The organism is Lysinibacillus sphaericus, from assembly GCF_002982115.1.
GTDB lineage: Bacteria > Bacillota > Bacilli > Bacillales_A > Planococcaceae > Lysinibacillus > Lysinibacillus sphaericus.
This window is the reverse complement of sequence record NZ_CP019980.1, coordinates 2,928,080-2,944,143: the sequence shown is the minus strand read 5'-3', so window position 1 is coordinate 2,944,143 and position 16,064 is coordinate 2,928,080. Positions and strand designations below refer to the sequence as shown.

Sequence of the window (16,064 nt, the reverse complement as noted above, 5' to 3'; positions counted from 1 at the left end):
GTATTATTGTTATTCCACCAAATTATTTTCTTCGGTGGGATGCTCGTAATTGCCTTTATCGTATTCTTCCACACAATATATTAGAATAATATGTAAAAAATGCTCCCCAAGTAGATAGATTTTATCTTTAAATACTACTTGGGAAGCTTATCACATTTACTGCAATGAACGGTTGTTTAGGCTTCTTGATAAGCTACACAAAATCCTTATAGCGTGAGAATCAAACAAATCTTTCGTTGTTTCCTTTATTCAGTTCCCCAGCAAATACTTCCTCTGGAGTTTTAAATGAATTAACCTATTTTAAACTTGAAATTTATTGATTTCGTCTTGTAGCGTCATAGCACCTTCACTCATTGATTTCGACACAGAATTAATTTCGTGAATAGTTGCCGTTTCTTCTTCTACTGCGGCGGATATCATTTCAGACTGTACAGTTACCTGCTCAGCAATAGATGATAATTCATTGATCGATGCAGCTACTTCTTCAGTGCTAGCAGAAATTTGTTGTGTAGAGGCAGATACCTCTTCTATATGAGAACTTATCTCTCCAATAGCATTTAGGATATCACCAAATGCAGATTGTGCATCCGCAATGTATGACACGCCTTCATCAACTTTTTGAACAGATACAGATACAGCTTTATCCACTTCTTTTGTATCTTGCTGAATAAGAGATGTTATGTTCACTATTTTGTTAGCAGATTCTTTTGATTCTTCCGCTAGTTTGCGAACCTCTTCAGCCACCACAGCAAACCCTTTTCCATGTTCCCCAGCACGAGCAGCTTCGATAGCAGCATTAAGTGCAAGAAGATTTGTTTGTTCTGAGATGTCTGTTATAACTTTTGTAATATTTTCTATTTCCGCTGATTGGATGGTTAGTTGTTTAATACGATTATTGGTATCATTGGAAGTTTGTTGAATAACAAGCATTTGACTTTCAACTGCTTGTAATATTTCGCCACCATTATTTGCAATCAATTGAGTGTCTGAAGCTTTGGTATTCAATATTTGCGTGGCTTCTGCAATACGTTGTACACCGTTGGCAGTTTCATCGAGAGTCATAGAGCATTCACGAGCATTAGATGAGGCTTGGCTTGCATTTAAGGCCATTTTTTCTACACGTTTAGCTACATCTTTCGAAGAATGAGATACTTCGTCTATACTAGCTGCTAGTTCTTCAGCAGAAGAAGTAGTTAGTTCCACATTTGTCGCCACATTATTTACTAGTTTATGTAAATTGTGTTTCATAAGATTAAATGAATCGGCTAATTTGCGAATTTCATCTTTAGTACTGACGTTTACATCTTCTTGATTTAAATTACCTTCAGCAATCGTTTTGGCAGAAGCCGCTAATTTGTTAACTGGGATCGTAATTGCACGAGTTAACACTAAAGCAATAAAAATAGCTGAAATAATTGAAATCGCAGAAATAACAATAATTAAAATGGAAGCAACTTTTGCAGATTTAGTGGAATTCGCCTGTACTTCTATCATTTTTTTAGTTTGAAAATCGACAATTTCTTTAATAGAGGATTGGATTGCTGAATTTGCTGGGCCTGCATTATTACTTAGAATATGTATAACTTCCTGTAAATTTTCACCGTTATAAATGTTTAAAATTTCTTGTGAAGCTGCGTTAAATTTTGCTTGATTCTCCTTTAGCGTTTGTATTTCTTTTTGTAATTGTTGTTCATTAAAAGTGCTCTCTAGTTCTGTAATTTCATCATTTATTAATTCTTTGTGAGATTCTAATTTTTCTAGTGTTGTTGGATTATCCGGCTCTAGTATATACGATCGAATGTAGTTTCCTTGAGACGAGGATGCATTCAAAATCTTATTCACTAGTATAGTTTTGTATACTCTATCTTCCAGTAAGAATGTATACTGGTTATTCAATTTGTTCATTTGGTAATAGGCTAATGATGAGCTAATGAGTAAAAATAAAATGATAGTTCCAAATCCTGCGTAAAGTTTGTTCCGTATAGACATAAGTTGTTCTCTCCAATTCCTAATAATGTTATAATCCTATCATTTTAATTTTAGAAATAAAGTTATAAAATGTTATTTTTTTGTTAAAAAATAGACAAGGAATAATGAAATGGCATTTTTATATTCTAATAATTTTAAAAATTAAATATATAGTGAATAATAAATTTTATTGAATGAACGATATAACATCACTTTAATTTCAATACTTGCAAGAAAAAAAGTTGGGTAATAGAGGTGAGGGATAAAAAAATTGTTTTTTCTTTTATGTGTAAGAGAAGGTAGAAATTTGTGGATTATATAACAAGGTGCACCGTGTGGCTCAAAAATGCAACTGGGGGAGGTTATCACTAACGTAACGGGGGTATTAAAAAGTTATTGCGAATGTAGTTGAATAAAAATAACCAAGTCATATGTCGTAGACTTGGTTATTTTTTATTTATACGCTTTTACTTTAAGATACTATTATTTTTTAAATTGTACTGCTCTCCCCAATCTCTCATTAGTTTAATTATAGGTTCAAGTGTTCGCCCGAACTCAGTTAGTGAATATTCTACTTTAGGCGGTACTTCTTTAAAGATTTCTCTATGAATTATTCCATCCTTCTCTAATTCACGAAGTTGTAACGTTAACATTCTTTGGGTAATATCGGGCATTAAGCGTCTAAATTCATTGAAACGCTTCGTTCCTGACATAAGATGATATAAAATAACACCTTTCCACTTTCCGCCGATTACGCCAAGTGTTGCTTCAACGGGACATCCATAGGCATCTGGACAAGCTGTATAAAGATTTAATTTACTGTCTGACATTTGAATATCTCCTAAGTAATTAGTATAAAAATTGATACTATCAAACAAAAATGTGCGTACTTACATAATAATAATCATTTAGCTTATTATAACAGACGTAAGGGAAATGATTAAAAATAAGTGATAAAGGAGTAATTTTCTTTATGAAAAAAATGAAAGCTGTAGGTTTACAACAATACTTACCTATTGATCATCCAGAGAGTTTATTAGATTTACAAATAGAAAAGCCAAGTGCGAAAGGCCGAGATTTATTAATTCGAGTAAAGGCGGTTTCAGTGAATCCCGTCGATTATAAAGTGAGATCTCCGAAAGACAAGTTTGAAGACATGCCAAAAATTTTAGGATGGGATGTGGCTGGGATTGTCGAAGAAGTAGGGCCATTATGCACACTGTTTAAACCCGGCGATAAGGTATATTATGCGGGAGATATAACACGTCCAGGTTGTAATAGTGAGTTTCATCTTGTTGATGAGAGAATTGTAGGTCATATGCCAAAGACATTAAATTTTGCGGAAGCTGCCGCATTACCATTGACTTCAATTACAGCATATGAGGCATTATTCGATAGAATGAAAATTAGTAGTTTTTCAAAGGATAATAAAAATAAAACCATTTTAATTATTGGTGCGGCTGGGGGAGTGGGCTCTATTGCAATCCAACTGGCTAAATGGGCTGGATTAACTGTTATAGGTACAGCTTCGAGACAAGAGTCACAAAATTGGGCAACAGCATTAGGTGTAGACTATACGATAAATCACTATGAGGACTTTGTTTCACAGTTAAATTTACTTAATATTGAAGCGGTTGACTATATTCTGTGTTTAAATTCCACAAATAATTATTGGACTAATATGGCTGAGGTCATAGCTCCACAAGGAACGATTTGTTCTATTGTGGAAACGGATGAACCACTTAATTTAACTTTATTAAAAAATAAAAGTGTAACGTTTGTTTGGGAGCTCATGTTTACTCGGTCGATGTATCAAACTGAAGATATGATAAACCAACATAAACTTTTAAATAGAATAGCTATTTTAATTGATAGTCATATTTTAAAAACCACAATATCTGAAATTCTCTATCCAATTAATGCGGAAAATTTGAGAAAAGCACACGCAATTCTTGAAAATGGAAAAACCATTGGGAAAGTAGTGGTTGAGGGGTTTGAATGATGGTTATGACTGGCTCCATCCCTTTCTTCGCATTCTACAGTTCCTTATCAACATGGTCTGTTACTTCCTAATGGGCTTAATCGTACATTGTTTGACTGTTCATACAAATTTGTCAAAGTAGAGCCAATAGGGAGCTTGAATACACCAATATATTATATCGAACAATCTTTTTTCAAATATAAGGACTTCAGACCAATGTTGTTTGAAGTCCTTTTGTGTGTTAGAAAAGACGCATATCAACTGAGGTGTTTGTTTAAATAAGTTAGACTACTTCGAATGGACGCTTTCTACTCTATTCTTACCATATTCATTTTTCTCATAGGATGAATACCTCATGTTGATTACCCCAAGGTAGAATGATTTATTGTGTAGTTTTACAATTTTAACAATTATAAAAAAAATCAAAAAAATAAGTGTGAATCTGAAAAAAATATTTTCTATTAGGCCATAAATCAGTATTATTAAAAAGTAGAAAAAAGATAAATATTTAACTGGTAATTTTAGGTTAAAGAGTGGGGGACACGGATGAACAATCAAAAGCAATTTCAGCTATCGGTTGTATTACTTCTAGTAGTTACAATAAGTATAGTTCTATCTTTTGGGGGAAGTGCTAAAGCCGCTACTTCTGATGTTTTGGATCAAGAGCAGACGAGTTATTCTGGTAATGTTTGGGTTAATTCTGATTATCCACGCTATCAAACATTTACGCCTTTCTATTCTGGGCAACTAAGCAAGATTGATATATGCATATTTGATAGCATGAGTTCTCCTGGGGCATTAAAAGTAAGTATTTATAATGAAGAAGATTTATCGACACCCCTTGGCTCTGTACAATTAGCATCATTCGGCTCGGGTTGGACATCGGTTGATTTTTCAAGCATACTACCGTATTTAATGAGGGAAACGATGTATCGAATGGTTGTTTCTACTGAATACGGTGGCGGTGCTGGCTTTGGGTGGTTTACAAGTCACAATGATGCCTATTCAAGAGGGTACTCAGCAGGAATTGAAAGTGATTTCACTTTCAAAACGTATATGATCCCTGATTACGCACTATCTCCAACAGAGAGTCAAGTGACAATCAATAATACTAGCCTTGTAGCGAATGGGACAAGCCAGACGACTGTTACTATCCAGTTAAAAGATGCACAAGGAAATAATATTACTACTGGTGGAGAGGCTGTAACGATTGCGTCATCAGTAGGAACGGTTAGTGCTGTGACAGATCATAACAATGGTACCTATACGGCAACTCTAACTGCTCCAACGACAATCGGTACTGGTAGCATCAGTGCAAGTGTCGGTGGTAGCGCGATACCAACAACGGCTAGCGTGCAATTTGTCTCTGGTCCACCATCATTAGCAAAGAGCACCGTTACTGTTAACGATAGTTCGCTGCTCGCGGACGGAACAAGCCAGACGACTGTAACCGTGAAGTTGAAAGATGCGCAAGGAAATGATGTTACAACTGGTGGAGCGACAGTAAGTATATCGTCAACTCTAGGGATAATTGGTACCGTCACAACTCATAACAATGGTACCTATACAGCGACTCTAACCGCTCCTAGCACTGTTGGTACGAGTATACTCAGTGCAACTGTTAATGGCAATGCCATTGCCGCCACGACCAGTGTGCAATTCATTCCAAAACCTGCGCAAACGGTGGTCGCTTCGGTGGCATCGAATACGCCAACAGTAGGTTCCAATAATATGATTACGTTATCTGTAAAAAATGCACTGGGAGATATAGATACAACCTTTAATGGCATTAAAAACGTTACGATTTTGGGCTACAACCAAGCACCCAATGGGTCGTTTGGGAATGTAAATGGAGAGCCATTGACTTCATCAAGTCAAGTAGTCGCTATAGGCTTCACGAACGGAATAGCTACAGCGAATTTGAAATTGAATGCAGCAATGACACAGTCAATTGAGTTTAGCGTGTTAGGTGTAAACACAGCTAGTAGCAATTCGGTAACGATTACACCAGTTGCGGGAAGTGCGGCTAGCATGAAGGTGACGACAGCACTTAAAGCCCCCACAATGAATGGAGGATTATTTAGTCAACAACCTGTAGTGACACTTTATGATGCTTATGAAAATGTCAGTGTCAATGATTATACTAAAATTATTACTGTGGCGAAAAAAGACGCAGGCGCATGGACATTAACAGGGACGTTAACAGCGAAAGCAAATGCTGGAATCGTCAGCTTTTCTGATTTAGGATCAGTGAATTCACCGAATGTTTCTGGCGCACAGTTGTCATTCGACGCAACAGGACTCGGTCAGATAACAAGCTCAGGTGTTACACTTTTGCCAAAACAATTAACGGTCAGCTTTGATGCAACCGGTGGTAGTCCAGTAGGAGACTTAACAATCTCTTATGACGAGAAAATCAATGCACCAACAACGCCAACGAAAACAGGTTATACATTTGCCGGTTGGTACAAGGATGCAACGTTGACTTCTGAGTGGGATTTTGCGGCCGAATCAGTGACAGAGGATACAACCCTGTATGGGAAATGGGACGCAAATAGCTATACGATGACGTTTCATACAAATGGGGGTACAGCGGTAGCCCCAACCTTAGCAACATATGGCGAAAAAGCAACAGCGCCAACAGCGCCAACGAAAACAGGTTATACATTTGCCGGTTGGTACAAGGATGCAACGTTGACTTCTGAGTGGGATTTTGCGGCCGAAACAGTGACAGAGGATACAACCCTGTATGGGAAATGGGACGCAAATAGCTATACGATGACGTTTCATACAAATGGGGGTACAGCGGTAGCCCCAACCTTAGCAACATATGGCGAAAAAGCAACAGCGCCAACAGCGCCAACGAAAACAGGTTATACATTTGCCAGTTGGTACAAAGATGCGACGTTAACTAACAAGTGGGATTTTGCGACCGAAACAGTGACAGAGGATACAACCCTGTATGGGAAATGGGACGCAAATAGCTATACGATGACGTTTCATACAAATGGGGGTACAGCGGTAGCCCCAATCTTAGCAACATATGGCGAAAAAGCAACAGCGCCAACAGCGCCAACGAAAACAGGTTATACATTTGCCGGTTGGTACAAGGATGCAACGTTGACTTCTGAGTGGGATTTTGCGGCCGAAACAGTGACAGAGGATACAACCTTGTATGGGAAATGGGACGCAAATAGCTATACGATGACGTTTCATACAAATGGGGGTACAGCGATAGCCCCAACCTCAGCAACATATGGCGAAAAAGCAACAGCGCCAACAGCGCCAACGAAAACAGGTTATACATTTGCCAGTTGGTACAAAGATGCGACGTTAACTAACAAGTGGGATTTTGCGACCGAAACAGTGACAGAGGATACAACCTTGTATGGTAAGTGGGCAATCAATAGTTATACGGTGACCTTTAACACAAATGGCGGAACTACCGTAGCGCCTGTCACTATAACATATGATAAAAAAATAACGAAACCGGCAGCACCAACAAAGGTAGGTCATACGTTTGCGGGCTGGTATAAGAGCGATACTTTGACAACACAATGGGATTTCCTAATAGATGTGGTGACAAAAGATACAGCGCTCTATGCAAAATGGTTTGTAAATAGTTCATCTGGTAGTGATGGTCAATCTTTTACACCAACAACGCGGTCCGTTCCAGAGAATCCAAAAACGCCATCAAAGGAACCAAGTAATCCTGTGGAAACGCCACATACTGAGCCATCAAAACCAGAGACGGAGGCGCAAGACATTATTTTCTCTGATGTTCCGAAAACGCATTGGGCTTGGGAGATGATTCAGGATATGACGAGAAAAGGAATTATTACTGGCTATCCAGATAAAACATTTCGTCCGAATGATTATATTAAACGTCAGCATATTGCCATTATGTTTGCGCGTGCTTTTGAGCTAGAAGCAATACGTGAGACGGTATCATTTAAGGATGTTTTGCCGAGTCATCCATATTATGAAGCTATTACGAAATTGTATCAGGCAGGGATTGTCGATGGTTCAAATGGAGAATTTCATCCAGATGCCTTTCTGACACGTGCACAAATGGCTAAAGTGCTTGTAGAAGCGTTACAGCTAACACCCAATGGTATAAGCCATTTTAAAGATGTGCCACCGACACATTGGAGTTACAACTATATAGCGACCTTACAACAAGAAGGAATTGCATTAGGGGATGATGGCTATTTTAAACCGAATGATCCTCTGACACGTGCACAATTTGTTGCATTGATGTACCGAGCAATGAATCGCTAATCGAAAAAGCACATCTTTTCACTTTTTACATAAGTGAGAAGATGTGCTTTACTAATGATTAAGATTTAATATGATAGTTTTAGAGGACCTGTTTATTGAGGGAAATAGTGGCATAAAAGCGTTTTTAGTTGGAATATTCATTATTTAAACAATTTAAACTTTGTAAATGAAGATATTCATATGCAAACAATCGGTGCATAACAATTCATTAAAATTCATTTTGGTACGTATGATAACATTGGCTTTATTCACCATATCTAAAAGTAACGTGATTATCGTACACCTTTTTTGACTAACAAATTGAGGTAATGATAGGTACAGAATAGCGCGATGAGCCTTTTAGTCGTCTAGATTTGGTATGATATATGTAGCATAAGAGATTCTAGGTAATCGATAAGGTTATTCAGTGGAACATATTGTAATAAGTTTGCTTTGGCAACAGGCTTTCCACCTTAATTGATAGCAGGAATGGATGGCTTGCTAACAGTATTAAAAAATCTTACAGGTAGAAAATGAGTGAAGTCGATGTCTTACGAAAATAAAATACTACAAATGAAAAAAATGCTCGGAAAAAAGGTGCAACAACCAGTTGCCAATGAGCAATCAACGTATCAAAAGCCGGTTATACCAAACTATGTGAATCAGTGGGAGAAAGCTGGTCTTACGCGTATCGATAATGAGTTTGGTATTGTTTTTAAGCGACAAGTACATTATCCTTTCCATTATCAGCACGGTCATTATCCATTACAGTCATTTTTTGACGCGCTAATTAAATGGCAATCCGCTGATTTTGATCATCCTTATGCATTAAATGTGGACGAAAATGTCCTGTTTTTTGATACAGAAACAACAGGATTAAAGGGTGTTGGAACACAAATTTTTCTTCTTGGTTTTTTAGAAGTGACCAAACACGATTTTGTATTAACACAATATGTCTTAGCTGATCCAGCACATGAAGCAGCCTTGCTGTTTGAGTCAAGGCTTTGGCAAAAAACAGCGACAATTATTACGTATAATGGCAAAAGCTTTGACTGGCCACAGCTAGAAACACGTTGGACACTCAACCAAAAAGTTTTACCTAAACTTCGTACCCAGCGCCAAATCGATTTATTGCATAGCTCGAAGCGATTATGGAAAAATGATATGGAGCGGTTGAAACTAAAATCAGTAGAAGAAGAAAAGCTTGGTTTCTCACGCGTTGGGGATATCCCAGGCCACTTAGCGCCAATTATTTACTTAGATGCTGTGAAAAGTGGTGTGCCAGATGCACTTATGAAGGTACTTGTTCATAACGAGTGGGATTTGTTGTCGCTCATTACCTTGTATGTTCATTCCACTTACTTATTATTTGAACAATCGAGTGATGAATCAGCCAATACTTACACGAATATTGGGAAATGGTATGCTGATTTAAAGAAACGTCCACAAAGTGTAAACGTTTTAGAAAAGGTAACAGCTCAATTTGATGCGCGTGAAGCGGGAAATGCCCAATTTTATCTTGCTATGCAACTTAAAAAAAATAAGCAGTATAGCAAAGCAGTTGATGCCTTCGTTGCTTCACTCCATTTTATAGAGCCACGAAAAAAGTTGCAGGCACTAGAACAACTAGCCATAATCTATGAGCATCACTTAAAAGATATGAAACAGGCCCTTGTTTATACATTAGAAGGCATACAACTGATTACTTCGACTGAGGATTGGCGAATGGAACAAAAACAAAAATGGGAAATTTCTTGGGAAAAGAGATTGCACAGATTAGGAAATAAGCAATAATTTCCCGGGGAAGCGCAAGAAACGACAAGTTTAGCCTTACAATTAATGTTTGCAGACGATATAATGTTATGAAATATGCTATAATGAATTCGTGTATGTAGTGCGAGGAAGGGCGATGTGTATGGACATTAAATTAACTTCAAAAATGATTCTTGAAAAGGAATTTAAGAAAAATTTTAAAGGCTATAATGTAGAAGAGGTCGATTCTTTTCTTGATGAAATTATTCAAGATTATGAATCGTTTGAAAAAGTAGTTGCTCAATTAAGAGAAGAGAATAGACAACTAAAAGAAGAAATCGAGAATACACCAAAGAGACAACCACAACCAGCCGCATCCGCAGCGGGTACAACCAACTTTGATATTCTAAAACGTCTTTCAAATTTAGAAAAACATGTATTTGGTAGTAAACTTTACGAATAATTTTTATCATTTACATTGTATTTATCATAAAAGTCTAGTATAATCTTCGTATCATCATGAAATTCGAGTAATCGCTGCGGCGCTAGACGTCGTAGAGGAAAGTCCATGCTCACACGGTTCTGCGATGGCCGTAGTGTTCGTGCTTACTGAAAAAATAAGGTAAGGCAGCTTAAAGCTGACGGCGGAAGGAAGACCTAAGTCTATTGGATATGGTCGACACTTCCTGAAAGTGCCACAGTGACGAAGCTTGTTTGGAAACATACAAGGTGGAACGAGGTAAACCCCACGAGTGAGAAACCCAAATTATGGTAGGGGCACTCTCTTGAAGGAATTGAACGGATAGAGGGACAGAGTTCGCTCTGTAGATAGATGATTACTACCCGGTCGTACGAGGCGTAAGCTGTTTGAGTACTCGGGAACAAAACATGGCTTATTGAATTTTTTGATGCTTATCTACGAAATAACAAGCGCTCTCCAATTCGGTGGAGAGCTTTTCTTTTGAACTAATAAAAGAAGTAACTGTTACTTAACGATGTCTAGTCATACGCGATATAGGCCTGAGGTAATATGAATACCATGGATTGTGCCTTTGTCGATACGCTTCGAAGTTATAACATCACCGTTATCGTATGAACGCGACATACATACCTACTAAATGAGTAGGAACGCGCTTTTCTAAAAATAAGGGTAGTATCGATAAATAGGATGGAGCGGAAATATGGGCGGAGTAATTACTAATCTGGATAAGATTAATTCGATTTCTAAATACCCCACTTCCTTACTGAAGAAAATTTTTGAAAATGTATCTGAAGGCATTATGATTACGGATAAACATAAAAAAATAGAGATGGTTAATCCAGCATTTGAATTCGTTACAGGCTATAAACGCGATGAAGTGATAGGAAAAACGCCCGCGGTATTGCAGTCAGGTGTACATGAGTTATCATTCTATTTGACAATGTGGGAAAAGATACGACAAGAAGGAATATGGCAAGGGGAAATTTGGAATCGTCGTAAAACAGGAGATGTGTATCCTGAATGGTTAACAATTGTTAGCATAACGAATGATAGTGGAGAAATTACTAACTATTGTGGCATTTTCTCAGATTTATCTGAAAGAAAAATAGTAGAAAATGAACTAGAAAAACGTTTGTTAACGGATTCATTAACAGATGTATCGAATCGATTTGCTTATATTGAGAGAATGGATAGCTTACTGGAATCGTCTTCTACTATTTCTCATTCAGTACAGCATGCTGTCTATTTCTTGGATTTAGACAGATTTAAACAAATAAATGATACTTTAGGGCATGCGGTGGGAGATACGATTCTGATAGAAGCAGCAAGACGTATTCAAACATTGCTCAAAAACAAAGATATCATTGCAAGATACGGTGGAGATGAATTTATCGTCACATTGACGAATGTAAAAAATGTTCGCGAAGCAGCAAAATTTGCAGAGCAAATTATTGCTATTATGGAACAGCCAATGAACATTAATGGACAAGAAATTTTTGTTTCAACAAGCATTGGCGTAAGTATGTATCCGGCTGACGGCGAAACATCCGAGCAACTTATTACTTGTGCAGATAAGGCGATGACCTATTCCAAAAAGAATGGTCTTAACGGCTATTCGTTTTATTTTGATGAATTACAAACAGACACGCAACGCGTTCTTTTGTTAGATTCTGAATTGCGTAGAGCGATTGAAAATCGTGAATTTGAGTTGCATTTCCAACCTAAAATTATGTTGGAAAACGAACATATACAAGGACTAGAGGCGCTTGTTCGCTGGAATAATGAGCGACTTGGCTTTGTATCGCCTGCTGAATTTATTCCTTATGCGGAAGAAACGGGCCTTATCATTCCTTTAAGTGAAGTAATTATTGAGAAAGCATGTGAAGCTGCAGCTAAGTTACAACAATTTGGTCGCAAAATACCGATTGCTATCAATATTTCGAGCATTCATTTTAAACAGCAAAACTTTTTAGAGTCCATTCAAACAATATTAGAACGTTATAACACCTCTGCCAATAATTTTGAAATAGAGGTTACAGAACGCACTGTCATGAATAGTGCAACGGAAACGGTAAGCAAGCTTGTCCGTCTAAAGCAGCTTGGCTTTAAAATCTCTATTGATGACTTTGGTACAGGCTATTCATCATTGAGCTATTTAGTTCGATTCCCACTCGACTGTTTAAAAATCGACCGTAGTTTTATTCAGCATATTTGCTCGCTCGATGAAAAACAGGCAGTTGTAGATGCTATTATTCAAATGTCACATCGTCTAAAAATGAAAGTTGTAGCAGAAGGTGTAGAACAAGCGCAACAAGTGGATATACTACGGAAAATGAACTGTGATATTATCCAAGGCTATTATTACAGCAAACCGTTACCACTTCCCGAATTGCTGGAGTATATTGAGTATTGGGAAATTGAACATCAAGGAAGGAAATAATGTATGGCAAACTATAAATTAGTCGCAACAGCTGCAATGGGCTTAGAAGCGATTGTAGCACAAGAAGTACAGGCACTCGGTTATAAAACGACAGTCGAAAATGGCAAAGTTTATTTTGAGGGTGATGAAACGGCCATTGCTCGTGCCAACTTATGGTTACGTGTAGCAGATCGAGTGAAAATTGTTGTAGGACAATTTCCTGCAAAGTCTTTTGAACAATTGTTTGAAAGTGTAAAGGCACTACCATGGGAAAAATATTTACCGGTGGATGCATCTTTTCCTGTTTCAGGGAAATCAGTAAAGTCTAAATTATTTAGTGTGCCAGATTGTCAAGCGATTACCAAAAAAGCAATCGTAGAACGCATGAAGCAACACTACAAACGCCTTGGTTTTTTAGATGAATCAGGTGCAACATACAAAATTGAAGTTTCAATCTTAAAAGATGTGGCTACACTTACTATTGATACTTCTGGCGCTGGCTTACATAAGCGGGGCTACCGACAAGCGCAAGGGGAAGCACCGCTAAAAGAAACATTAGCCGCTGCACTTGTTCAGATTTCTAAATGGAATCCGAACCGTCCGTTTGTCGATCCATTTTGTGGTTCAGGTACAATTGCCCTAGAAGCAGCAATGTATGGACAAAATATCGCACCAGGCTATAATCGAGAATTTATTTCGGAAAGTTGGCCGTGGATGAAAGCGAAAATTTGGGATGCTGTGCGAGATGAAGCGGATAGTATAGCCAACTATGACCAACCACTTGAAATTTTCGGATCAGATATTGACCATCGCATGGTAAGTATTGCACAAGAAAACGCGCTAGAAGCAGGTTTTGGGGATATTATTACGTTTAAACAAATGCAAGCTCGTGATTTTACAACACAGCTAACAGATGGTGTAATGATTGGGAACCCTCCATATGGAGAGCGTATTGGCGATGTAGAAGTTGTAGAGCAAGTCATTCGTGATTTAGGACAAGTCATGAAAAACTACCCAACTTGGTCGGTATATATGCTATCCTCCATGAAAAACTTCGAAGAATTATACGGTCGTCAAACAACGAAAAAACGTAAATTATTCAATGGTTTTATTGAAACAAATTATTATCAATATTGGGGACAAAAGTCCAAGAGAGACTAACTAGAATAACGGAAGATAAGATTTTTTCTTATCTTCCGTTTCGTCGCGTATAATAGGAACAGATTGTATGAGGGGGAACGTCAATTGCGTAAATCTTTACCATTTGCATTAACGAAGGATCGCTCGTTTTTCGAGTCATTAGGTGACTGGATGGGCGATGTCCTTTATGATGAATTACCAGAAAAAGGATTTGAATGCCGTGATGAGCAAATTTTCATGGCCTATCAAATTGAACAGGCGTTAAAAGAAAAAAATGTGTTATTTGCTGAAGCTGGAGTAGGAACAGGAAAAACCATTGCCTATTTACTGCCGGCTGTATCCTATGCACGCTATACAGGTAAACCAGCGCTAATTGCCTGTGCAGATGAAACATTAATCGACCAGCTCGTGAAAGAGGGCGGCGATATTTATAAATTACAAAAAACACTCGGTTTAGAAATTGATGTCCGTTTAGCAAAATCACGTGATCAATATTTATGCTTAAAGCGTTTCGAAGAAGCAGAAAAAGTCGAAACGGATGAGTGGATCGATGATATTGCTTTTTCAATTCCCGATGGTGTCTATGCACAAGGCTCGATGATTGCAGTCCAACCATATGGTGATCGCAGTGATTATCCAACGGTTAGTGATGAAGATTGGCATAAAGTGAATTATAATGCGATTATGCAATGTTCAGTATGTGATTTGCGTAATCGCTGTGGTCAAACATTACATCGTGCACATTATCGTAAATCAACGGATTTAATTATTTGCTCGCAAGACTTTTTAATGGAGCATTTAGCAACGAAAGAGTCCCGTGAACGTGAAGGGCAGTTAGCGTTACTTCCCGAAGTATCAATGATGGTGCTAGATGAGGGGCATTTATTGGAATATGCGGCGCAAAAAGCAATGACATATAAGGTGCAGGCAACGACGATTGTTCCTCTGTTAGAGCGTTTAATGGTAGATGGAGTACGTGAACGAACTTTGTATGCAATGGAAAAATTGCAAGACGATCACGAACTATTTTTCGATCAGTTGCGTGATGATATTGTGGCGTCTGAGGAAGAACGGAAGCGTATTAATAAATCTGTAACACTTTTAAAGTATGGTAAACAATTGATTGCCGATGTAGATGTACTACTAGAAGAATTTGTTTTTGAATCAGAAATGTATATGATTCCAGAGTATGAGTTAAATATGGCAGAGGAATATTTAGAGCAATATCAAGCGTCACTTCGCATTTTTACTGCACAAGGCGATGCTGTTGATTGGTTAGAGGAAACAGATGGTGAAGAAACATTAGTTATTATGCCACGACTGATTACAGAAGTTTTAGAAGAAAAGTTATTCTCAAAAAAGCTTCCAATCGTATTTTCTTCTGCAACATTATCTGTCAATAAGGATTTCTCCTATATTGCTTATAGTCTTGGTATCCATAATTACCAATCTTTCTCAGTTCCATCACCGTTTGATTATGAAGCAGTGATGAGAATTTATTTACATGAGCTATCTCAAAATAATAAAACAGCCCGTGTCCAACAATTGTTACGAGACGGTGAGAAAACATTAATATTATTCAAATCAAAACAAGCGATGTTAAACTTTAAAGCAGAATTACCACTAATGGAGCGAATGTATGTGGCGTTTGAAGGAGATCGTGAACTATCAGCTATTGTTCGTGATTTCCAAGAAGGTACAGTAAAAACACTATGTTCCTACCATTTATGGGAAGGTTTAGATTTGCCAGAAGAGGCGCTAACACGTGTGATAATATATGACTTACCTTTCCCACCACATGATCCATTATTTGACGCGAAACGGACGTTTGCTGAAAATCCGTATGAAGAAGTAGAGTTACCATTTATGCAATTGCGTTTGCAACAAGGAATGGGACGATTAATTCGCACATCGAATGATCATGGCGATATTCATATATTGTTAAATGAGGAAGAAGCGAAACAGCAGAAAACATTTGAAAATATTTTAGCAGTGACAGCAGAAATAAAGTAAAAAAAAGGCAAGTTTACCATTGGCGTAAACTTGCCTTTTTGCTATTTTAA

9 protein-coding genes and 1 other RNA gene are annotated in these 16,064 nt (G+C 37.7%); 8 read left to right on the top strand and 2 right to left on the bottom strand.

The annotated features are described in order from the left end of the window. Positions 1 to 300: 300 nt before the first annotated feature. A complete protein-coding gene (locus LS41612_RS14860; RefSeq protein WP_024363370.1) occupies positions 301 to 1,989 on the bottom strand; it encodes a methyl-accepting chemotaxis protein in 1,689 nt (562 codons plus the stop codon). 446 nt (positions 1,990 to 2,435) lie between these two features. Next, positions 2,436 to 2,798: a winged helix-turn-helix transcriptional regulator gene (locus LS41612_RS14855; RefSeq protein ID WP_025219156.1), complete on the bottom strand. Its 363-nt coding sequence runs from the start codon at positions 2,796 to 2,798 to the stop codon at positions 2,436 to 2,438. Positions 2,799 to 2,950: 152 nt separating this feature from the next. Between LS41612_RS14855 and LS41612_RS14850 the strand changes: the two genes are divergently transcribed. The 8 genes from LS41612_RS14850 to LS41612_RS14815 all read left to right on the top strand — a co-directional run bounded on the left by LS41612_RS14850 (position 2,951) and on the right by LS41612_RS14815 (position 16,014). Further along, a complete protein-coding gene (locus LS41612_RS14850; RefSeq protein ID WP_024363371.1) occupies positions 2,951 to 3,970 on the top strand; it encodes a zinc-binding alcohol dehydrogenase family protein in 1,020 nt (339 codons plus the stop codon). Positions 3,971 to 4,495: 525 nt separating this feature from the next. Beyond that, the gene (locus LS41612_RS14845) at positions 4,496 to 8,230 is read left to right on the top strand and encodes an InlB B-repeat-containing protein (protein ID WP_105928915.1); all 3,735 of its coding nucleotides are present in this window, start codon (positions 4,496 to 4,498) and stop codon (positions 8,228 to 8,230) included. 525 nt (positions 8,231 to 8,755) lie between these two features. After that, positions 8,756 to 10,003, top strand: a complete 1,248-nt coding sequence (locus tag LS41612_RS14840) for a ribonuclease H-like domain-containing protein (protein ID WP_024363373.1) — start codon at positions 8,756 to 8,758, stop codon at positions 10,001 to 10,003. A gap of 121 nt (positions 10,004 to 10,124) precedes the next feature. Then, positions 10,125 to 10,424: a cell division regulator GpsB gene (gene gpsB, locus LS41612_RS14835; protein WP_024363374.1), complete on the top strand. Its 300-nt coding sequence runs from the start codon at positions 10,125 to 10,127 to the stop codon at positions 10,422 to 10,424. Positions 10,425 to 10,483: 59 nt separating this feature from the next. Next, positions 10,484 to 10,862, top strand: an RNA gene (gene rnpB / locus LS41612_RS14830) — RNase P RNA component class B. 280 nt (positions 10,863 to 11,142) lie between these two features. After that, the gene (locus LS41612_RS14825) at positions 11,143 to 12,882 is read left to right on the top strand and encodes a sensor domain-containing protein (RefSeq protein WP_024363375.1); all 1,740 of its coding nucleotides are present in this window, start codon (positions 11,143 to 11,145) and stop codon (positions 12,880 to 12,882) included. Positions 12,883 to 12,885: 3 nt separating this feature from the next. Then, positions 12,886 to 14,022, top strand: a complete 1,137-nt coding sequence (locus LS41612_RS14820) for a THUMP domain-containing class I SAM-dependent RNA methyltransferase (protein WP_024363376.1) — start codon at positions 12,886 to 12,888, stop codon at positions 14,020 to 14,022. A gap of 84 nt (positions 14,023 to 14,106) precedes the next feature. Beyond that, a complete protein-coding gene (locus tag LS41612_RS14815) occupies positions 14,107 to 16,014 on the top strand; it encodes an ATP-dependent DNA helicase (protein WP_024363377.1) in 1,908 nt (635 codons plus the stop codon). Positions 16,015 to 16,064 lie beyond the last annotated feature (50 nt).